A 20,413-nucleotide genomic window follows, 5' to 3' on the forward strand; every position below is an offset into this window, starting at 1 on the left:
AGAGAATCGAGTCCCCCGTCCGCCGATGAGCGAGACGACCGGGATAGGACTGCCCGGATCACCGACAACACTGTTCGACCATGCCCTCCGGCTGCATCAGCTGGCTCCGGGGGAGCCGCTTCATCGCGACGGGGAGCCGTACCCCGACGACGGGTCGCACCGTCACCGGAAAGGCCCGCGAGTACCTGAGGACCGGCGCTCGGTCGGCAAGGACGCGGCGTTCATCCTCGATGCACATTTCGCGCGGGCCTCTGCCCTTCCGGGTGCATTGGCCGATGCCTTCCACGACGTCTACATCCCAATCCACCCCAACGAGCACATCGCCGCTGCAGCCGAGCAGGCGGACAGAGAGCGCGTTCGCCAAACGGGCCGCTGGCTGGTGCGACATGGCACCGACCGATGCTCGGTCACCGTGGGACTGGCCCTGCTCGCTGCCGTGGGAACAGCCGATGACATCCCGTTGATTCAAACGATCGGCCTGCTCTCCAACCGCTTCGGGCCACTGGCGGCGCATGCTTTCGAGAGTCGGCCAGGAGGAGTTGAGGCCCTGCTCTGGCTTGCCGAGCGAGTCACCGGCTGGGGACGCGTCTATGTCGTCGAAGCTCTCTGCAGACTCGACGACCCGGCTGCCCGACCGTGGCTGCTTCGCAGGGCCTGCGACGGCGACTTCCTCAACGGATATTTCGCCGGCCAGGTCGCCACAGTCGCCAGACTCCATGAGGCGCTTGCAGACCTTGATACCGACAGCGAGATGGTCGACCACATCGGTCGACTGCTCCATCTGATGAGCGACTGCGGGGGAATGGGGCTCACCCTCGCTCACTACCCCCATTCGAGAGCGGTCCTAGAAGCTCATGCTCGCCATGTCGGTGCGCTCAGCCCGACGATCGAGCGCTACTTTACGGCCGCGGTGCTCACTCAACACCTGACCACGGAGCCTCCCGAGGCTGCGGGGTGCACTGCGACTCAGCAGGAAGCGCTCCGAGAGACGTACCTCGAAGTCCTCGACCGAGAGGAGTGGACCGAGACGGCACGCGCCGGGTTCACGGCGGATGACAACCGGATGCGATGGCTCGCCGACCACCGGGCGCCGCGGTTGAGGCTGCGTGCGTTCCCCGATCGAGAGCCGGATGCCGAGGAATAGCGCACATCAGGAATAAGTGCCCTCCGCCAGTACAGCGGACGGCGCCGCGTCGGATCCAGGTCCTGCGTAGCCCGCGCGCACAGCTGAGCAGTGGCTCACCGAAGGGGACCGGCCCGCAGGCCGGTCCCCTTCGGCGTCCCCGCACACCCGGTGCCGCGACGCCCGCCCGGACACGGCGCCGGAACGGAGGCCGCATCCTTGTGGCTTCTGCCAGTACGACGGTGTGCCGGGGGGCGCGGAAGACTGCCCGCCAGAGGCCGCGGAGTGCCCCGGGAACGGGAGCGGGGCCGTGGTCACAGGCATCGTGACGCACAGGGGGACAGCAGGGTGAGCGTGCAGAGGACCGGCAGCCGCTCGGAGTGCGCTACGAGGTGGGCGGTGTGTCCGGACTGCGGCCCGTCGAGCAGCCGGCCGGGCATCCCGGGGCGCTCCGCCCCGGGCGCGGAAGAGGGTGAACAGACCGCTGTGGCCGCCTGGATGACCGGTTTCCTTGGCTATCTGACCGGCATTGAAAGCGCTGCGGATGTTTACGGCAGCTGATCGGGGTGTGGTCCACAGGACCATGACCGACGTCACTCTCCTGGCCGTACGATGGCGCGGTGCTGGTCAAGTGGATTCGCTGCACGGTGACAGACCCCAGAGGGTTCGAACAGGGGCAGCGGAGGTGGGCGGGGCTGCTGGGTGAGCCGGGATTCCGGGGACAGGGGGGCGGTTGGAGCCGCAGTCGGCAGAGCGTGGCGAATGTCTTCGCCTTCTGGGAGAGCCGGCCGTTCTACGACTCGTTCATGGCCCGTGCGCACGACAGGCTCGCTGCGGCTCAGGCCGGCACGTTCAAGGACATGCAGGCCAAACTCTTCGAGTACCGCTTCGACGTGAGAACGGGGTTCGAACCCCGCTTCGCCGACGCGGATGTGGTCAGGGTCGCGCACTGCCGGGTGCACGCCGAGCGGGCCGAGCACTTCGCGCTGATGCAGGAGAAGGTCTGGAACCCGGCGATGGCGGGCTCGCCCGGGATGCTGCGCGGGATGTTCGGGGAGGCGCCCGGTGACGAGTTCCTCGTGCTCTCGATGTGGCAGTCCGCGGCCGAGCGCGGCAAATACCGGCCGGAGCGCATCGAGCGGCTGTCGCTGCGGGCCCGGACCGACGCGGATGTGGCAGCGCTGACGGGCGACGTCGTACAGCTGGAACCGTCCTGGACGGTATAGCCGCAGAGGGGGGGCATCGGGGCACCCGGCATCGATCCGATCTAGTGTCTTGGCATGGCACGACCACAACGCATCGTTCTTGTCCGGCACGGGGAGTCGGAGGGAAACGCCGATGACACGGTGTACGAGCGCGAACCCGACCACGCCCTGAAGCTCACCCCGAGCGGCTGGAGCCAGGCGGAGGAGACCGGGGCGCGGCTGCGTGAGCTGTTCGGGCGCGAACCCGTGAGCGCCTATGTCTCGCCCTACCGCCGTACCCACGAGACCTTCCGCGCCTTCGGTCTCGATCCGGACCTGGTACGGGTGAGGGAGGAGCCGAGGCTGCGCGAGCAGGACTGGGGGAACTGGCAGGACCGTGACGACGTGCGGCTGCAGAAGGCGTACCGCGATGCCTACGGTCACTTCTTCTACCGCTTCGCGCAGGGGGAGTCCGGGGCCGATGTCTACGACCGTGTCGGGTCGTTCCTGGAGAGCCTCCATCGGAGCTTCGAGGCGCCCGACCATCCGCCGAACGTCCTGCTGGTCACTCATGGGCTGACGATGAGGCTCTTCTGTATGCGCTGGTTCCACTGGTCGGTCGCCGAGTTCGAGGCGCTGTCCAACCCGGGGAACGGGGAGTCCAGGACGCTGGTGCTGGGGGAGGACGGCAAGTACACGCTGGATCGGCCTTTCGACCACTGGCGCGTACCGGAGCCGTACGGCGTCACCGGTTAGAGTGGAGGTGAGATGACCGCTGACTCCGCTTTTCACCCCGTTTCCGGGTCTCTTGCCGACGCTTTCGGACGGGCTCGGGCCAGCCTGCGCGGCCTCTCCGTCGGAGATGCCCTGGGATCCCGGTTCTTCGAGCCCGACAACTATCCGCTGCTGGCCCGCCGTGAGGTGCCCGTGGGCCCCTGGCGGTGGACCGACGACACCGAGATGGCCTGTTCCGTACTGGCTGTTCTGGTCGCCGAAGGCCGGATCGACCAGGACGCACTCGCCGCTTCCTTCGCCGCGCACCACGACGTCGACCGGGACTACGGTCCTGCGGTCAACCGGATGCTGCGGCTGGTCGGAGAAGGGGGCGACTGGCGGGAACTGGCCAGTGCCGTCTTCAACGGCCAGGGCTCCTGGGGGAACGGCGCCGCGATGCGGATCGCGCCACTCGGAGCCTGGTACGCACACGATCCGGAGCAGGCCACCCATCAGGCCGAGATCTCCGCGTACACGACACATCAGCACCGGGAAGCGGTAGTGGGGAGCATGGCGGTGGCCGCCGCTGCTGCTCTGGTGGCCGGTCCCGCGGGGCCTCCGTCGGCCGCCGATCTGCTGGACGGCGTGATCGCACTCGTCCCGCGCAGTGCCGTGGGGGCGGGGCTGCGCAGGGCCAAGGACATGCTGGACTACGACGACGCGGGTACGGTCGCCGCGGTGCTGGGCTGCGGCCGGCGGACCACCGCGCACGACACGGTGCCGTTCGCCCTGTGGTCGGCCGCGCGGGGCCTGGGCGATTTCGAGCGGACCTTCTGGACGACGGCACAGGTGGGCGGCGACATCGACACGACCTGTGCGATCGCGGGCGGCGTCGTGGCTGCGGGAGCCGGCGGTGTGCCGCCCGCCGGGTGGCTGGAGCGGACCGAGGAACTTCCCGTGTGGGCGCCGTCGCGCCTGCCGTGACGTGACGGAGTGCGCGGCCATCGGCCATGTCCAAGGGCCGTGAACGCGTTCTTCTCCGCGGCGGAGTTTGCGCTGTGTGCCGTGGTTCCCGAATGCGATGGTCTCTCACTGAACGGGTGCATGAACTCGCGGCCAGGCGCCCCGTCGTGCGTCCGATCGGTTCCTCAAGGAGGTTGTGCGACCCTGGAATCAAGCGTAGTGGTGTGCAGTTCGACACGGGCGTGCGCTCCGGTACGCGAGGGATCTCCGGGCCGACAGCGCATCGGCGAAGGTGCGCGTATGCAAATCCGTGGACGTCGGCGCTGCCCGGATCGCCGACGCTGTGAGGGCGGCGCTGCCGCGTCGCCGATGCCACTGAATCCGAGGGCGGTACCGGGGTGTCGCAGGAGGTGTCCGGCGGCGTACCCTGACTGGCGCCATGCCGTACGAACCACCCACGCACACCGTCGAGCGCTCACTGCGCGCCACGACGGGTGCCAAGACCGTCGCCGGCGTCGACGAGGTCGGACGCGGGGCCTGGGCCGGCCCTGTCACCGTCTGCGCCGCAGTCACCGGACTGCGGCGACCGCCGCCCGGACTCACCGACTCCAAGCTGATCACTCCCAAGCGCCGCACGGAGCTGGCCGGGGTGCTGGAGTCCTGGGTCACCGCCTTCGCACTCGGGCATGCCTCTCCGCAGGAGATCGATGACCTGGGGATGACGGCGGCGCTGCGGCTCGCCGCCGTACGGGCGCTCGATGTGCTTCCCGTCCGCCCCGACGCGGTGATCCTCGACGGCAAGCACGACTACCTCGGCGTTCCCTGGCGCGTCCGTACGGTGATCAAGGGCGACCAGTCCTGTGTCGCTGTCGCGGCCGCTTCGGTGATCGCCAAGGTGCGCAGGGACGCGATGATGGCGGAGCTCGCCTCGGCGGAATCCGATGTGTGCGAGGGGTTCGCCTTCGAGAACAACGCGGGCTATCCCTCACCTGTGCACAAAGCGACGCTGGCGGAGCGGGGGCCCACACCGCACCACCGGCTCTCCTGGTCCTATCTCGACGGGCTGCCCCAGTGGCGGCACTTGAAGAAGATCCGTCCACTCGCGGAGGCCGTCGCGCTGGAAACCGGGGGCCAACTCGGCTTCGACTTCTGAACTTTCAGTGCACCGGCGGAGGCAACTCCGTCCGGATCGCACTGACGTGCCCACCCGGTGGTGCCTCGTGTGCCGCCGTTTGATAGACATCCATTCATGCCTCTCATCCCCGAGGAGTCTCAGATTCACGAGAGTGCCCAGGGTCCCCGCGTAGCTCCGGCCGCCGGCCGTACTGCGTCGACCCCTCGTCCCGTACCCGGACCGCGTCCCGCGGCCGTACCACGCCCCGCTCGTCCGGGGCCCCGTCCTGCTGCCAGGCCCGCGCCCACCGCGCCTCCCGCGCAGCGGACATCCTCTTCCCAGCGTTCGGACAACCGGCCGGGCAACCGTCCGGATGCCCGGCCAGAGACCCCCGCGGGAGACTCTTCCGCCCCGCAGATCCAGCTGATCCCCGCTTCGGCGGACGGTGCGCTGGACGCGGCGGAGGAAGCGGTCGATCTGCTGCTCGACACCGGTCGCACACCGGGCGATGTCCTGGTGTTCACCACCGGCGATCAGCATCCGTGGGCGGCGCACGAGCTGTCCTTCGGTGAAGCGGCCTACTGGGCGCAGCACGATGCCCGCGAGGACGTTTTCTACGCGGGTGCCGACGCGGTGAGCAGGGCCAAGGCCCGGCCCGTCGTGGTGGTGGCGCTCAACGGCGGAACCGATGAGTCCGTGGCCCAGGTGCTGCCTGCGGCCAGGGAGTTCGCCGGAGCCCTGCTGATCGTCTGCGGCGATCCGCAGCGCGTCAACACCGTGCTCGGCGCCGGCGTCTGAACCGTACGTCCCGTCCGCCCGGCCGTCTCCCGTGAGGAGCAGGCCGGGCGGTGGCATGTCCGGGTACGTCCACCGGCCGTCGCACCTCGGTGAGCCTGGTTCCGCTGCGGCGGTTGCCGGCCGCACTCCAGGCCGCGCGTTCAGCGGGCCGCGACCCGTCGGAGCGCGGCGGGCGCACCCGAACGGAGTGCTGCCGGGGGCGTGTCGGCGGTGCTGCGGCCGATGCCGGCCGGACGGGACAGCAGGTTGGGCCGGCGCCCGCCGCGTCCTTCGCCGAGTACCTGCCAACCGCCACGGGTGAGCGTGATGTACGCGCCGCAGCGCAGCCCGTGCAAAGTGCAGGCATCACGCAGCCCCCACATCCAGGCGCCGTCCTCCTCGGTCCATCGTTCGTCCCCCTCGCGGCAGTAGAGCAGTACGGCGGTGCGAACCGGCGTACGCCGGCGCAGGTCATGGGGGACGATGCGGCGCAGATGGTCGAGAAGCGCGTTGCGGAGGACCCAGCCGTCCGTCGGCTGGGCATGGCGGGTGAACGAGGCGCTGGCGACCAGCCGTTCCTCGTGGTTGAGGACGGCCACGACGGCGGTCGAAGCGCTGGGGCGGTGCCTGGAATGCAGGCCGACCACGACGTCGCGCGGGCTGCGGAGCAGGGGGATGCCCGCGGCAGCCCACTCGGCAGGTTCGAGCAGGCGCCCGGTCCTGTGGCCCGAGTCGGCGGACTTGAAGGTGGAAGAGGGTGTCAGGGCTGCGGACGGAGCGAATCCGAAGGTCACGGTCCTCCCTTCGCATACGCGCCCATGAAGCGGGCAGGGCGGGTGAGGCGCACCGGGGCACAACCCTTCCGGACCTCGGGAGGACCGTGCGGGGGAGCAGTCCCAATTCTTCCTGCCGGACGGGCGGGCGGCAACGAGCAATTCATGCGACGGACGAGAATCTTCGGGTATGACCCGCATATCCCTGCCCAGGGGCGTCACGGGCGACGCTTTTCGTCCCGCCTGTTGTCCTGTCTGAACGGCGTGGAGCGGTGGTTCCGGGCGGGTACGGGGAGCTGACCTGGGCAGACGCGCTGACCGGTGCCGGCCGGGTCGCGGCCCGCGGATGCCGGCAGTCCCTGAACGAGCCTTCGCCACGGTGGATGGATTGGCCGATTGTCAGTGGCATCGGGTTGCATGGGGGACATGGACCATCTGGAGCTCCGCACCGAAGCCGACACCATCCTCGCTGAGCTCGTCGGTGACCCGGGGGGCTCGGCGAGGCTGCGGGAGGACCAGTGGCAGGCGGTGGCGGCCCTGGTGGAGGAGCGCCGGCGTGCGCTGGTGGTGCAGCGCACCGGCTGGGGAAAGTCGGCGGTGTACTTCGTGGCCACCGCCCTGCTGCGCCGGCGCGGCGCCGGGCCGACAGTGATCATTTCGCCGCTGCTGGCGCTGATGCGGAACCAGGTCGAGTCGGCGGCGCGGGCCGGAATCCAGGCGCGCACCATCAATTCCGCCAACCCGGAGGAATGGGAGACGATCTACGGAGAGGTCGAGCGCGGCGAGACCGACGTCCTCCTCGTCAGTCCGGAACGGCTGAACTCCGTGGACTTCCGCGATCAGGTGCTGCCCAGGCTGGCGGCCACGACCGGTCTGCTGGTCGTGGACGAGGCGCACTGCATCTCCGACTGGGGCCACGACTTCCGTCCCGACTACCGCCGGCTGCGGGCGATGCTGGCCGAGCTGCCCGCCGGGGTGCCGGTGCTGGCCACGACGGCGACCGCCAACGCGCGGGTGACGGCGGACGTGGCGGAGCAGCTGGGCACCGGCACGGGCGAGGCGCTGGTCCTGCGCGGCCGGCTGGACCGGGAGAGCCTGCGGCTCGGGGTGGTCCAGCTGCCGGACGCCGCGCACCGTCTGGCGTGGCTCGCCGAACACCTGGATGACCTTCCGGGTTCCGGAATCGTCTACACCCTCACCGTCGCCGCGGCCGAGGAGGCCACCGCGTTCCTGCGCCAGCGCGGCTTCAAGGTGGCCTCGTACACCGGGAAGACGGAGAACGCCGACCGGCTGCAGGCCGAGGTCGACCTCAAGGAGAACCGGGTCAAGGCCCTGGTGGCGACATCGGCGCTCGGCATGGGGTACGACAAGCCTGACCTGGGCTTCGTGGTGCATCTGGGCTCGCCCTCGTCGCCGATCGCCTACTACCAGCAGGTGGGGCGTGCGGGGCGTGGTGTGGCGCACGCCGATGTGCTGCTGCTGCCGGGCAGGGAGGACGAGGCCATCTGGCGGTATTTCGCGGATACGGCCTTCCCGCCCGAGACCCAGGTGCGACAGACCCTCGCGGCGCTCACCGAAGCGGGCCGGCCGCTGTCCGTGCCGGCTCTGGAGGCGGCTGTGGATCTCCGGCGCAGCCGGCTGGAGTCGATGCTGAAGGTGCTGGATGTCGACGGCGCGGTGAAGCGGGTGAAGGGCGGCTGGACGGCCACCGGAGCCGAGTGGGTGTACGAGGCGGACCGCTATGCGTGGGTCGCCAAGCAACGGGCCGCCGAGCAGCAGGCCATGCGGGACTACGCGAGCACGTCCCAGTGCCGGATGGAGTTCCTGCGCCGGCAACTGGACGACGAGGGGGCGGTCCCGTGCGGCCGTTGTGACAACTGCGCGGGAGCCTGGGCCGATTCCGCTGTCTCGGCGGAGGTGCTGACGGGGGCGGCGAAGGAACTGGACCGTCCCGGGGTCGAAGTCGAGCCGCGCAGGATGTGGCCGACCGGGATGCCCGCGCTGGGCATCGACCTCAAGGGGCGTATCCCGGCCAAGGAGCAGTGCGCCACGGGGCGAGCGCTGGGGCGGCTCTCCGACATCGGCTGGGGCAACCGGCTGCGCCCGCTGCTGGCGGAGACCGCACCTGACGGGCCGGTTCCCGACGATGTCCTGCGGGCAGCGGTGGCGGTCCTCGCTGACTGGGCGCGCTCCCCGGGCGGCTGGGCGTCGAACACCCCGGACGCCGCCCCCCGGCCGGTGGGCGTCGTCGCTGTGCCGTCCCTGTCCCGGCCGCAACTGGTCGGTTCCCTCGCTCAGGGGATTGCGGCCGTGGGCCGTCTTCCCTTCCTCGGCACCCTGACGTACACGGAGCCGGACGGTGCGCACGCGGCGCGCCGCAGCAACTCCGCCCAACGGCTGAGGGCGCTGTCCGGCGCCTTCAGCGTCCCGGAGGGGGTGGCCGGTGCCTCCGGTCCTGTCCTCCTCGTGGACGACTACACCGACTCGGGCTGGACCCTCGCGGTCGCTGCCCGGCTTCTCCGCCAGGCCGGCAGCGAGCAGGTCCTTCCGTTGGTCCTCGCAGCGGCGGGCTGACGCGGGGGCGGCCCCGGCCTGGCTGCCGCCGAACCGGCAGATCGGGTGCCCGCTCCACGTGAGCTCTCCGGGTACCCACTCGCGAGTGTTCCCAGCACCGAAAAGGCCCCCGCTCGTCCACCGTGGGGGTGGGGACGCTGCAGGGGCCTTCGGGGTACCGCACCGGTGGGCACGGTGCACAACACAGTGCCGGGCGCTGTCTGCTCAGCGGGTGACTTCGGTGACCGAATCAGTGGCGAATCAGTGGGCGAAGCCCCAGTCGAGCATCTTGGTGGCGTCGTCGAACCGCGCCTTGTCAGTGGTGTCCCCGAGGACCACACCGACCAGAGTGCGGTTGTCACGCTTGGCGGCGAAGACGACGCAGTAGCCGTCCTCCGGGCCGCTGCCGGTCTTGACGCCCAGGGCTCCGTCGTAGCTGCCCAGCAGCTCGTTGGTGGTGTTCCAGGTGTAGTACCGGGTGTGGCCGTTGGCCGCCGGAGCCTCCGTCTTGTACTGCTTGTCCTTCACGATGTCGGCGAACACCGGCTGCAGCATTGCGCGCTGGCCGAGCTTGGCCAGGTCACGGGCGTTGCTGTGGTTGTTGCCGTGCGAGATGCCGTCGAAGGTGTCGAAGTGCGTGCCGGTCAGGCCCAGCTGCTGCGCTTCGACGTTCATCTGGTTCACGAAGTCGGCGATCCGCGCGTCCTGGGTGTCGCCGGCGCCGAAGTTGTCGGCCAGCGCCATTGCGGCGTCGTCGCCGGACGGGATCAGCATGGCGTGCAGCATCTGCTCGACCGTCAGAGTGTCGCCGGTCTGCAGGTCGGCGGTGCTGCCGCCGGCCTTCTGCACGTAGTCCCGGTAGTCCTGCTTGACCACGACCGGCCGGTTCAGCCACTCCGGGTGCTTGAGCACCACCAGGGCGGTCATGATCTTGGTGGTGCTCGCCATCGGCACGCTCTCGTCGGCCTTGGCCCCGGCCCACATCTCCCGCTCCTGGCTGCCGTCGCGGGCGTCCAGCAGATAGGCGTGATCGGCGCTGATGCTGGGGACGGCCTGGTCCTTCGGGTCCTGCGTGCCGGCGGCCCGGGCCTTGACGGAGTGCTGTGCCGTCTGGGCAGGCTGGGACTGCTGCGCGGCCTGCTTCTGTCCGGCCGGAGCCGTGGCCTCGCTGCCGCCCTGGCCGTTGTCGTCGGCGGAGTGCGTGGCACCGGGGGTGGCTGCCTCGGCGAGGCCACCGGCGGTGATCGGCAGGGCGACTCCGACGAGGGCGGCCGTCGCGATCCGGACCCCGGTGCGGTGTATCCGGTTGGGGCGGGCGTGGGAACCCATGAACGTCCCTTCTCCCGGCGTGGGCACGCCGGCAGGTAGTAGAAACTCGGTTTATACCGAACCTACTTGCGCGATGACAGTGACTGTCAAGCTGGCTATGTCATAGCCACGTAACGAGGTCCACCGCTGTGGAGATGTTGTGGAAGTGCCTGGTGGGGCCAGTGACTCCACTCGCGCATGGTGGCCGTACGACTCCCCTGGGGCATCGGTGCTCCCGACTGGGTGTGCTCCCGGGCCGCCCGCCAACTCGCGGATGAACGAACAGTTTTGCGGCTCGCTCTGCTGCTCGCTCTGCGGTGCGGCCGGTGTGCGGTGGCGAGTGACGGGGGTGTGGCGTGGCGTGGGCCCATGCCCTCGGGGACGAGCGGTGTGAGTTGGCATGGCGTCATGTAACCCGAGCGAACCGACAACACGCGAACGAGACGTCCGGCCTGTGGATAACTGTTATCCACAGGGGTCGCGGAGCCGTGCGGATCGCGGGATCTTCGAGCCATGAAAACGCACGACGAATCCAACGGTCCTTCGCCCGTCCAGGAACAGGTCACACTGCGCGGCCCTGCCGAACTCGCCGACGCACTGCCCTATCTGCTGGGATTCCACCCGACCGACTCGGTCGTGATGGTCGCGCTGCACGGCCCGCGCGGCCGTTTCGGCGGACGGCTCAGGCTCGGGATCCCCCGCTCGCCCCAGGAGTGGCAGCCGGTCGCCGACCAGCTCGCCGACGGGCTGGTCACCGGCAGCGAGAAGCGGGGCAGGCGGCCGGAGGGCATCATCGTCTTCCTGTGCCAGGACCCGGGCCAGGGGGAGACCCCGGCGGACGTCATGGAGCGGCTGCGCCCGTTCGCCCAGCATCTGCGTACGGCGTGCGGCGCCCGGGACGTGCCCGTGCCCGAAGCCCTCTGCATCTCCGACGGGAGGTTCTTCTCGTACTGCTGCCCGGACACCCGGTGCTGCCCGCCGGACGGCAACCCTCTGGCCCTGCCCGGCACTTCGGTGATGGCCGCGGCCGCGGCGTACGCCGGGATCCAGGTGCGAGGGTCCCTCCAGGAGATGGAAGCCAGGCTGGCCCCACGGCAGCCACCTCGCACGGCCACGCAGGAACGCGCACTGGACGAGGCGGCAGGTGCTCTGGTGCCGCGAATCCTGGCCGGCACCGACCGCGAACAGGTCGGACAGGAGACCCTGGACGCGGCCCGGCGGCTCGTCCGCCGCATCGGACGGACGCCGCAGGCTCCGGGCTGGGCCGAGGCCGATGCGGCAGACGACGAACTCATCGCCGACGAGGAGGCGGCTCTGGTTCTCCTCGGGCTCCAGGACCGCACCACCCGTGACCGTGCGGCCGAGTGGATGGAAGGGCCGTCCACGGGACCGGTCTTGCGTCTCTGGCGTGCCCTGGCCCGCCGCTGTGTCGGCCCGTACGCCGAATATGCCGCGGCGCCCCTGACCCTTGCCGGTTGGGTGGCCTGGTCGACGGGGGACGAACCGGGCGCCCGGGTGGCCCTCGGGCGGGCTCTCGCCCTCGATCCCGACTACGTCTTTGCCCGGCTGCTTCACCAGGCGTGCAACGAAGGTCTCGATCCCGAGGCGCTGCGGCACTGTCTGCGGCGGGAGCGGAGCAACCGGTTGACGGCGGGAAAACCATCCGCGCAGAGCGGCCGTCCTGCCCGTCCCGGGCCGCCGGGCGTCCGCCAGGACCCTCCCGCCGGGACCGTCCGGCCGGGGACACCGGCCGGACGCGGCCGTCCGCGCCGCCGCAGCGGTCAGCGCGGGACGAGGACCGGACGATGAGAGCGGGACACAGGTACGGGCGTGACCCGGTCGTGTCCGGCGCCGTTCATCCGGGTGGCGGTGTGCGGCGGTCCGCGCCGGGAGCTCCGCCGCAACCGGCCGTAGCGCTCAGGAGGCGGAAGATGGCTCTCAGCGTCCCTTCAGGAACCCGTGGGGCGGCCGGGAGCCGTGCCACGGCGCCCACTCCCGGACAGGTGTCCGCAGCCCCGCACCGGCGGGGAGAACTGCCCTCGGTGCACAATGCGTTGATCTGTGTGGGCCTTCCGGGGCTTGCGATTTCACCCGGTCACGGGCAGCTCACCGGTCAGGGCTTCGACGGCTTCTACCAGTCGGGGCGACGGCTCGTCTCCCGCTGCCAGGTGCGGGTGGCCGGGCGTGAACCGGTAGCCGTCCAGGGCAGGTTGATCGGAGCCGGCCGGGCCAGGTTCACGGCTGTGGTGCGGCTGCCTGGTGCGGCGGGGCCCGATCCCGAGCTGTTCGTGGAGCGTCTGCGCTCGGCCGACGGCACCGAGCGGATCACCCTGCGCAGTGCCTCGGACCGGACACTGCGGATTCCGGTGGAGATCACTCTCGGCACGGACCTGGCATTCCTGGGAGCGGTCGCGGCCGGCTCTCCGGGGACGGAACTGCCCGCCGGTGTCCATGGAGCCGGTCTTCGCTGGACGGGAGACGGCGGCGACGCCGTTGTCACGGCAAGCCCGCCACCGGATGACGCCCTGGCCGCCACAGGGCTGCTCGGCTGGCAGCTCGAACTGCCTCCGGGAGGTTCCAGGGACATCGAGCTCCGAATCCGTACCGATACGCCGTCCCGCCCGGCGGGCCCTCTGCGCGGAGGCGTGCTGTCCCCGGCGAGCGCACACGGCGACGACTCCCGGGTGGAGACGCTGATGCGTACCAGTCTGGAGGACCTGCGCGCGATGCTGGTCCGCGACCCGGGGCATCCAGCCGATATCTACCCGGCGGCGGGCGTGCCGTGGCGGTGCGGGTTCGCGCCCGCTGAGATCCTCTGGACCGCCCGGATGGCGTTGCCGCTCGGCACCCGTCTCGCTGCGGCCGCGCTGCGCCAACTCGGCCGTTCCCAGCTCGGGGGGACCGGATCCGGCGCAGGACGTATCCCCGGGCCTCTCCGGGACGCGGGCCCCCATCTGCCGCCCAGCTGCACCGGAGTGGAGGCGACACTGCTCTTTCCTGTGCTGCTGGCGGAGGCCAGGCGCTGGGGGCTGCCCGAGCGGGAGGTGGCGGAACTGCTCCCCGCAGCGGAGCACTGTCTTGCGTGGCTCCGCTCGGCGGCCGACGAGGACGGCCTGCTCGGTGAGGCCGGCGCGGGGGGCCTGCAACGCGCGGAGACCCAGGCACACGCCCACCGAGCCGCGGTTCTGGGGGCGGAGCTGCTCGACGAGTGCGGCCGTCCGGGCGCGGACCGGTGGCGTGAGTGGGCGGGCCGGCTGCGGAGAGGATTCCGGCAGACGTTCTGGATCGAGGACCGGGCAGGGGGAAGACCCGCGGCCGCACGTACCCCCGACGGCCGGCCGGTCCCGCAGCTGGGTGCCGGAGCGGCCCATCTTCTGGACACCGGGCTGCTGGGAGGTGGCAGATTCGCGGAGGGGCTGCTGGACAAGGTGCAGACCGAGCAGGTCGCCAGGCTGCTGGGCGGCCCGGCGATGGATTCTGGCTGGGGACTCCGCAGTCTCGGAGCCAGGGAGCAGGGCCACAATCCGTTCGGGCACCGGGGTGGCGCGGTGCGCGTGCACGAGACGGCTCTCGCGGTAGCGGGGCTTGCGGCAGCGGGCTTCGAGAAAGAGGCGTGCTCGCTGCTCGGCGGAGTGCTCGCCGCGGCCGACGCCTTCGGCCACCGGCTTCCCGAGATGTACGCCGGAGTGCAGAGAACCGACGACAGCGTCCCCCTCCCGCACCCGGCGGCCTGTCGCCCGGCGGCCGTGTCCGCGGCTGCCGGGATCCATCTGCTGATGAGTCTTGCGGGCGTCCGTCCCGATGTTCCGGCGGGCATGGTCGCACTCCGTCCGGTCAGCAGCGCCCCGCTCGGCGCGATCCAGTTGACGGGCCTTGCGGTGGCGGGGGAGCCCTTCTCGGTTCGCGTCAGCAGGCTGGGTCTCGGGATGGTCGAGGAGGCCGCTGCAGGACTCCAACTGGGCATGTGAGCGGGCGTGAGGAGCGCCGGAGTACGGGTGAATTGGAGAACACTGTGGATGCCGAAGGGCGTGTTTATCGTCAGAGAGACGACTATGATCATGTCATGCCCCCCTACGACCCGTCGGCCTTTCCGCCCTTCGCTGTCACCGTCGATCTGGTCGTGCTCACAGTGCGCAGTCATGCGCTGTGCGCACTGGCTGTACGCCGTGGAGAGGCGCCCTTTCAGGGCCGGTGGGCGCTGCCCGGCGGCTTCGTCAAGACCGACGAAGACCTGGGCGCAGCCGCCGCGCGTGAGCTCGCGGAGGAGACGGGGCTGTGCGCCCTCGATCCCTCGGCCCCGGTCCCGGCTCCCGGTTACGGCGCACATCTTGAACAACTGGGCACCTACGGAGACCCGAAGCGCGACCCTCGCATGAGAGTCGTCAGCGTGGCCCATCTGGCACTCGCGCCCGATCTGCCCGCGCCCCGGGCCGGTGGTGACGCCCACAGTGCCCGGTGGGCCCCCGTCGAGGTCCTGCTCGGCCAGGACGGCGCAGCCGTCAGGGCCGGCGAGCCGCCCGAGCCGCTCGCCTTCGACCATGCGCGGATCCTCGCGGACGGTGTGGAGAGGGCCCGGTCGAAGATCGAGTACTCCTCGCTGGCCACCGCCTTCTGCCCCCAGGAGTTCACGGTCGGGGAGCTGCGCCGGGTGTACGAGGCGGTGTGGGGCGTGGTCCTGGATCCCCGTAATTTCCACCGCAAGGTCACCGGTACGCCAGGCTTCCTGGTGCCCTCGGGCGGCACCACGACCCGCCAGGGCGGTCGGCCCGCACAACTGTTCAGGGCGGGAGGTGCGACGCTGCTCAACCCCCCGATGCTTCGCCCGGAGGTCTGAGAATCACTGCCACGCTGCACTAAAAGTCTGAAATGTCGCGTTATCTTGCTCCGGTAGCCGCCCATGCCGCCCGGCGGCCCTGCTACCCGCGAGAGAAGCGATGCTCCAGGCCATCGGACTCACCAGCCACCCCCGCCGGGATCTGCCGCCCGCGGTGGACGATCTGACCTTCGACGCTGCCCCGGGCCAGATCACCGCACTGCTCGGCCCTCCGGACGCCGGCAAGACCACAGCCCTGCGACTGATGCTCGAACTCGACCAGGGGCGTGGCATCACCTACTTCCGGGGTCTCCCGCTGCACCGGATCGCCCGCCCGGCCGCCGAAGTGGGCACCCTGCTCGGTGATGTGCCCGGGAATCCCGCGCGAACCGTACGCGGACAACTGCGCATGCTCTGCGCCGCCACCGGAGTGCCGGCATCGCGCGCCGACGAACTCCTCGAAGCGGTGGATCTCGTGAGCCTCGCGGATGAGCGGCTCGGCACGCTCTCTCGCGCCATGGACCGCAGGCTCGGCCTCGCCGTGGCCCTGCTCGCCGATCCGCAGACGCTGGTCCTGGACGAACCCGTCGAAGGTCTCTCGGCGCGGGACAGCGGCTGGCTCTTCGGGCTGTTGCGCGACCACGCGGCCCAGGGCGGCACGGTCCTGTACACCACAAGCGACCCCAAATCGGCGGCCCGTACGGCCGACCATGTCGTCACCATCGAAGCCGGACGGCTCGTGGCGGACCAGGAAGGAGCCGAGTTCGCCCGTACCCGGCTCCGGCCCCGGGTCGCGGTGCGCACGCCCCACACCGCGCGCCTCGCCGGTCTGCTCGGCCGCGAGGCCCGCGAGGGGCACCGCTCCGTCGAAGTCGTCACCGAGGGCGGCAGCAGGCTCTCCGTCTACGGCAGTAGCTGTGCGGAGATCGGCGAGGCGGCGTTCCGGCACGGGGTGCTGATCCATCAGCTTGCCGATGAGACAGGCGACATGGGGCCGGGGGGCGAGACCGTCGCGCCGGCCTCCGGTGTGTCCGGCTCCGAGCCTGTCGAGTCGGAGCCTGCCGGACGTCGGCCCCTCCATCCTGAAGCCCTCGGTCGAGACGGCTCCTTCGGTGACGCATTGGATCTCGGGCCTTTCGACTCCGCGATTCCGGCCGCCGACGCCCCCGTACTCGCGGCCCGGTCCGTGCTTCCGGAGATCGATTCGCTGATCGAGGCGCGATCCGAACTCTCCGAGCAGCAGCCGGTGATCACTCCGCTCGCGCTCAGGGGCCCGGTCAGGCCGCTGCGTTATGAGCTGCGGCGACTGTTCGGCGTCCGGACGGCGCTTCTCGTCGTGAGCGTCGTCCTCGCCGTTTCCGTAGCCCTGTCCGTGCTGCTCGCCAGGACCGGAGGGACGCCGCTCTCCCATCTCCTGATGGCATGGCCAGGCCCGCTTCCGCTGCCGCCCGCGGCTTTCGCTGCCGGTCTGCTCGGCGCTCTGGCATTCGGTGACGAGTTCCGGTATCCGGCGCTCGCCGTCGGCCGCGGTGGTGTCCCGAGGCGCTTCGGCCTGCTGGTCGCCAAGCTCGCAGTGTCGGGCGGGACGGCGTTCCTGCTGGCACTGCTCACGGCTGCCGCAGACGCGGGAACGCTCCGCCTTGTGTACGGCGGAGACTTGGCCGGTATCCCGCCCAACTGGCTCTCGCTGGCCGTTGGTTGGGTGGGCCTCACGGTGGGCTGCGCCTGGGCCGGGCTGCTGGGCGCGGGGGTGTTCAAGAGTACGACCGCAGGGCTGGCCGCCGTCCTGTCGGTCCCCGTCGCCGTCGTGCCGCTGATGCGGGCGGCCCTGGCGGCGCCCGCAGCCCGCTCGGTCGCCGGGCTCCCCGCCAGGCTCCGCGAAGTCGCCGGGGTCTGGCCAGGCGAGGCCGACCGCTGGCTCGTCGGGGTGCTCAGGCTCCTTTCGCAGCCCGTCGGCGCGGCCCTCGTGCTCTCGCTCGCAGCCCTGCTGTGCGCATTTCTGTTCACGGGCCTTCGGGGCAGGGCTCGTTGGTGACCGTCCCGGCCCACTTCTCGGCGCCTTGCAAGCAACTCACAGAGGAATGCCCGGGTTCTTTCCGATAAGGCGTCAATTGCAGGGAGGTCGATGATCACCCTTTCGTGTGCTTTTCACCAAAGACCTCAAGGGGGGCTCGAGGCGCGCCGACAAAGGATGCGTGACTACCCTTGCGCATTCCATGATGACCACCGCCCGCTCTGCCGAGTCCGGCCTCGCAGGTTCGGGTGAACTCGACCGCTATCCGTACGCAGAAGCACCCGGTGCCGGCCGTGCCGGAGCTCCTTCCTGGGGCGGCGGCGATACCGAGATGGGCAGGGCGGGCCGGCGGGCGACGGGCAGTCGTGGCCGCGGTCTGCACGGCCAGCTGGTTCAGCAGCTCGGCCAGATGATTGTCTCCGGCGACCTCGGTGCCGACCGTCCACTGGTTCCCGAGGAGATCGGCCAGCGCTTCGAGGTGTCCCGCACGGTGGTGCGGGAGTCGCTGCGTGTTCTTGAGGCCAAGGGCCTGGTCAGCGCCCGCCCCAATGTCGGCACCCGGGTCCGCCCGGTCAGTGACTGGAATCTGCTGGACCCGGACATCATCGAATGGCGGGCGTTCGGGCCGCAGCGTGACGACCAGCGACGTGAGCTGAGCGAGCTGCGCTGGACGATCGAGCCGCTGGCCGCACGCCTGGCCGCCGGCCATGGACGTGAGGACATGCAGCAGCGCCTTGCGGACATGGTCGAGATCATGAGCCACGCTCTGGCCCAGGGCGATGCGGTCACCTTTTCCCGTGCCGATGCCGAATTCCACGCCCTGCTGATCCAGCTCGCGGGCAACCGGATGCTGGAGCACCTCTCGGGCATCGTCGCGGGAGCCCTTCAGGTGTCGGGTGGCCCCGTCACAGGGTGTGACCGGCCCACGGAGATCTCTCTCGTCCATCACGCGCGGATCGCTGACGCGCTCGCCGCGAACGACCCGCAGGCCGCAGAGGCGGCGATGCGTCAACTGCTGACCGTCCACCCGGAGGTGGAGCGCGTCGTTCCCGCGCCGCGCGTGCACTGATCGCGGGGTGCGGCCGGTGTGTGCGCCCGAACCCGGTGCCGCCGGATCTTCGGGGGGTCCGGCGGCATAATTGTGGGTATGCGTCCCTTGGGGAGTCGTATGTCGCAAATGGAGTGTGACTCGGGCCACGTGGATTGGGCGTAACACTCTTCGAGGCAGCGCGATGACCTAAGAGGTGGTAGCCGAAGAGGGAATGCAGGCGTCGTTGGCGGCGCTGTACAGCTCCGAAGCTCAGCCCGCGCCGTCGGTACATCCCCAGCCGGCGGTCGTCGGTTCCAGGCCCGTCAAGGGCGGAGCCGGAAGCCGTTTCCATCGTTTCGAGAGGTTGTTCGTGTCGGCCAGCACATCCCGTACTCTCCCGCCGGAGATCGCCGAGTCCGAGTCTGTCATGGCGCTCATCGAGCGGGGAAAGGCTGATGGGCAGATCGCCGGCGACGATGTACGCCGGGCCTTCGAGGCTGACCAGATTCCGGCCACCCAGTGGAAGAACGTTCTGCGCAGCCTCAACCAGATCCTCGAGGAAGAGGGTGTGACTCTGATGGTCAGTGCCGCGGAGTCGCCGAAGCGCCCCCGCAAGAGCGTCGCAGCGAAGAGCCCGGTGAAGCGCACCGCCACCAGGACTGTCGCGGTCAAGACGACCGCGGCGAGGGCTGTGGCGGCCACTTCCGCTCCTTCTGCCGACAGTGTGGACGCTGTGGCTGACGATGCCGAGCCCGCGAAGAAGGCTGCTGCCAAGAAGACGGCCGCCAAGAAGACCGCCGCGAAGAAGACCGCGGTCAAGAAGACTGCGGCCAAGAAGACCGCCTCCAAGAAGGACGCCGACGAGCTCCAGGACGGAGACGAGGCGGCCGAGGAGACCCCGGTCGCCAAGGCCGGCGAGGAGGAGGAAGAGGGCGGCGAGGCCAAGGGCTTCGTCCTCTCCGACGACGACGAGGACGACGCGCCCGCGCAGCAGGTCGCTGTCGCCGGTGCCACCGCGGACCCCGTCAAGGACTATCTGAAGCAGATCGGCAAGGTCCCGCTCCTCAACGCGGAGCAGGAGGTGGAGCTCGCCAAGCGCATCGAGGCCGGCCTCTTCGCCGAGGACAAGCTCGCCAACGCCGACAAGCTCGCACCGAAGCTCAAGCGTGAGCTGGAGATCATCGCGGAGGACGGCCGCCGGGCCAAGAACCACCTGCTCGAGGCCAACCTCCGTCTGGTCGTCTCGCTCGCCAAGCGCTACACCGGCCGCGGAATGCTCTTCCTGGACCTGATCCAGGAGGGCAACCTCGGTCTGATCCGCGCGGTCGAGAAGTTCGACTACACCAAGGGCTACAAGTTCTCCACGTACGCCACCTGGTGGATCCGGCAGGCGATCACCCGCGCCATGGCCGACCAGGCCCGCACCATCCGTATCCCGGTGCACATGGTCGAGGTCATCAACAAGCTCGCGCGCGTCCAGCGCCAGATGCTCCAGGACCTGGGCCGTGAGCCCACGCCGGAGGAGCTGGCGAAGGAGCTCGACATGACCCCTGAGAAGGTCATCGAGGTCCAGAAGTACGGCCGTGAGCCGATCTCCCTGCACACTCCGCTGGGCGAGGACGGTGACAGCGAGTTCGGTGACCTCATCGAGGACTCCGAGGCGGTCGTCCCGGCCGACGCCGTGAGCTTCACGCTCCTCCAGGAGCAGCTGCACTCGGTCCTGGACACGCTGTCCGAGCGTGAGGCGGGTGTGGTCTCCATGCGCTTCGGTCTCACCGACGGCCAGCCGAAGACGCTGGACGAGATCGGCAAGGTCTACGGCGTGACGCGTGAGCGTATTCGTCAGATCGAGTCGAAGACGATGTCGAAGCTGCGCCACCCGTCGCGGTCGCAGGTGCTGCGCGACTACCTCGACTAGTCCGCCGGTCGGCCGGTCAGCCGGTCCTTCGCAGGATGTGCCGAAGCGGGCCCGTGTCTCTCCGCAGGGAGAGGGGCGGGCCCGCTTCGTGTTTCCGGAGTGGGTGTACGCGCCACGAGTCTGATGCAC

15 protein-coding genes are annotated in these 20,413 nt (G+C 70.2%); 13 read left to right on the top strand and 2 right to left on the bottom strand.

The features are described 5' to 3' along the window. Window positions 1–25: 25 nt before the first annotated feature. From G3I19_RS02775 to G3I19_RS02800, 6 genes are all read left to right on the top strand, one after another. Window positions 26–1,144, top strand: coding sequence for a hypothetical protein (locus tag G3I19_RS02775; RefSeq protein ID WP_203599064.1), 1,119 nt, complete (start codon window positions 26–28; stop codon window positions 1,142–1,144). Window positions 1,145–1,743: 599 nt separating this feature from the next. After that, window positions 1,744–2,349 (top strand): YdbC family protein, encoded by a 606-nt coding sequence (locus G3I19_RS02780; protein WP_164259067.1) that lies wholly within the window; start codon window positions 1,744–1,746, stop codon window positions 2,347–2,349. A gap of 54 nt (window positions 2,350–2,403) precedes the next feature. Then, entirely contained in the window at window positions 2,404–3,063 is a 660-nt protein-coding gene (locus G3I19_RS02785) for a histidine phosphatase family protein (protein WP_164259069.1), read from the top strand. Window positions 3,064–3,075: 12 nt separating this feature from the next. Next, complete coding sequence (locus G3I19_RS02790) at window positions 3,076–4,005, top strand: ADP-ribosylglycohydrolase family protein (protein WP_164259071.1); 930 nt, start codon at window positions 3,076–3,078, stop codon at window positions 4,003–4,005. Between the two features lie 418 nt (window positions 4,006–4,423). Further along, a complete protein-coding gene (locus G3I19_RS02795) occupies window positions 4,424–5,137 on the top strand; it encodes a ribonuclease HII (RefSeq protein WP_164259072.1) in 714 nt (237 codons plus the stop codon). Between the two features lie 96 nt (window positions 5,138–5,233). Beyond that, window positions 5,234–5,896 carry a hypothetical protein gene (locus G3I19_RS02800; RefSeq protein WP_164259074.1) on the top strand — a complete coding sequence of 221 codons (663 nt, stop codon included), beginning with the start codon at window positions 5,234–5,236 and terminating at the stop codon, window positions 5,894–5,896. 140 nt (window positions 5,897–6,036) lie between these two features. Here the strand turns inward: G3I19_RS02800 and G3I19_RS02805 are convergent, their stop codons facing one another. Beyond that, the gene (locus tag G3I19_RS02805) at window positions 6,037–6,669 is read right to left on the bottom strand and encodes a hypothetical protein (RefSeq protein WP_164259076.1); all 633 of its coding nucleotides are present in this window, start codon (window positions 6,667–6,669) and stop codon (window positions 6,037–6,039) included. Between the two features lie 405 nt (window positions 6,670–7,074). Between G3I19_RS02805 and G3I19_RS02810 the strand changes: the two genes are divergently transcribed. Then, entirely contained in the window at window positions 7,075–9,222 is a 2,148-nt protein-coding gene (locus G3I19_RS02810; RefSeq protein ID WP_164259078.1) for a RecQ family ATP-dependent DNA helicase, read from the top strand. Between the two features lie 240 nt (window positions 9,223–9,462). On the opposite strand, the gene G3I19_RS02815 is transcribed toward G3I19_RS02810, so the two are convergent. After that, the gene (locus G3I19_RS02815) at window positions 9,463–10,530 is read right to left on the bottom strand and encodes a serine hydrolase (protein WP_164259080.1); all 1,068 of its coding nucleotides are present in this window, start codon (window positions 10,528–10,530) and stop codon (window positions 9,463–9,465) included. A 492-nt stretch (window positions 10,531–11,022) separates the two neighbouring features. On the opposite strand from G3I19_RS02815, the gene G3I19_RS02820 reads away from it, so the two are divergent. From G3I19_RS02820 to G3I19_RS02845, 6 genes are all read left to right on the top strand, one after another. Beyond that, the gene (locus G3I19_RS02820; protein WP_164259082.1) at window positions 11,023–12,318 is read left to right on the top strand and encodes a DUF4192 domain-containing protein; all 1,296 of its coding nucleotides are present in this window, start codon (window positions 11,023–11,025) and stop codon (window positions 12,316–12,318) included. A gap of 122 nt (window positions 12,319–12,440) precedes the next feature. After that, window positions 12,441–14,477: a glycogen debranching N-terminal domain-containing protein gene (locus tag G3I19_RS02825; protein ID WP_164259084.1), complete on the top strand. Its 2,037-nt coding sequence runs from the start codon at window positions 12,441–12,443 to the stop codon at window positions 14,475–14,477. 95 nt (window positions 14,478–14,572) lie between these two features. Beyond that, window positions 14,573–15,343 carry an NUDIX domain-containing protein gene (locus G3I19_RS02830; protein WP_164259086.1) on the top strand — a complete coding sequence of 257 codons (771 nt, stop codon included), beginning with the start codon at window positions 14,573–14,575 and terminating at the stop codon, window positions 15,341–15,343. Window positions 15,344–15,443: 100 nt separating this feature from the next. Beyond that, window positions 15,444–17,357, top strand: coding sequence for an ABC transporter ATP-binding protein (locus tag G3I19_RS02835; RefSeq protein WP_164259088.1), 1,914 nt, complete (start codon window positions 15,444–15,446; stop codon window positions 17,355–17,357). A 106-nt stretch (window positions 17,358–17,463) separates the two neighbouring features. Continuing rightward, window positions 17,464–18,405 (top strand): FadR/GntR family transcriptional regulator, encoded by a 942-nt coding sequence (locus tag G3I19_RS02840; RefSeq protein WP_343234965.1) that lies wholly within the window; start codon window positions 17,464–17,466, stop codon window positions 18,403–18,405. 331 nt (window positions 18,406–18,736) lie between these two features. After that, a complete protein-coding gene (locus G3I19_RS02845) occupies window positions 18,737–20,284 on the top strand; it encodes an RNA polymerase sigma factor (protein ID WP_164259090.1) in 1,548 nt (515 codons plus the stop codon). The last annotated feature ends 129 nt before the right edge of the window (window positions 20,285–20,413 follow it).

The organism is Streptomyces sp. SID10853 (genome assembly GCF_010548145.1).
GTDB lineage: Bacteria > Actinomycetota > Actinomycetes > Streptomycetales > Streptomycetaceae > Streptomyces.

What these genes read in the sequence shown, in the direction of transcription:
- G3I19_RS02830 (WP_164259086.1), top strand. Translation starts at nt 14,573, where the DNA reads ATGCCCCCCTACGACCCGTCGGCCTTTCCGCCCTTCGCTGTCACCGTC.
- G3I19_RS02800 (WP_164259074.1), top strand. Translation starts at nt 5,234, where the DNA reads ATGCCTCTCATCCCCGAGGAGTCTCAGATTCACGAGAGTGCCCAGGGT.
- G3I19_RS02835 (WP_164259088.1), top strand. Translation starts at nt 15,444, where the DNA reads ATGCTCCAGGCCATCGGACTCACCAGCCACCCCCGCCGGGATCTGCCG.
- G3I19_RS02810 (WP_164259078.1), top strand. Translation starts at nt 7,075, where the DNA reads ATGGACCATCTGGAGCTCCGCACCGAAGCCGACACCATCCTCGCTGAG.
- G3I19_RS02785 (WP_164259069.1), top strand. Translation starts at nt 2,404, where the DNA reads ATGGCACGACCACAACGCATCGTTCTTGTCCGGCACGGGGAGTCGGAG.
- G3I19_RS02815 (WP_164259080.1), bottom strand. Translation starts at nt 10,530, where the DNA reads ATGGGTTCCCACGCCCGCCCCAACCGGATACACCGCACCGGGGTCCGG.
- G3I19_RS02790 (WP_164259071.1), top strand. Translation starts at nt 3,076, where the DNA reads ATGACCGCTGACTCCGCTTTTCACCCCGTTTCCGGGTCTCTTGCCGAC.
- G3I19_RS02795 (WP_164259072.1), top strand. Translation starts at nt 4,424, where the DNA reads ATGCCGTACGAACCACCCACGCACACCGTCGAGCGCTCACTGCGCGCC.
- G3I19_RS02825 (WP_164259084.1), top strand. Translation starts at nt 12,441, where the DNA reads ATGGCTCTCAGCGTCCCTTCAGGAACCCGTGGGGCGGCCGGGAGCCGT.
- G3I19_RS02820 (WP_164259082.1), top strand. Translation starts at nt 11,023, where the DNA reads ATGAAAACGCACGACGAATCCAACGGTCCTTCGCCCGTCCAGGAACAG.
- G3I19_RS02775 (WP_203599064.1), top strand. Translation starts at nt 26, where the DNA reads ATGAGCGAGACGACCGGGATAGGACTGCCCGGATCACCGACAACACTG.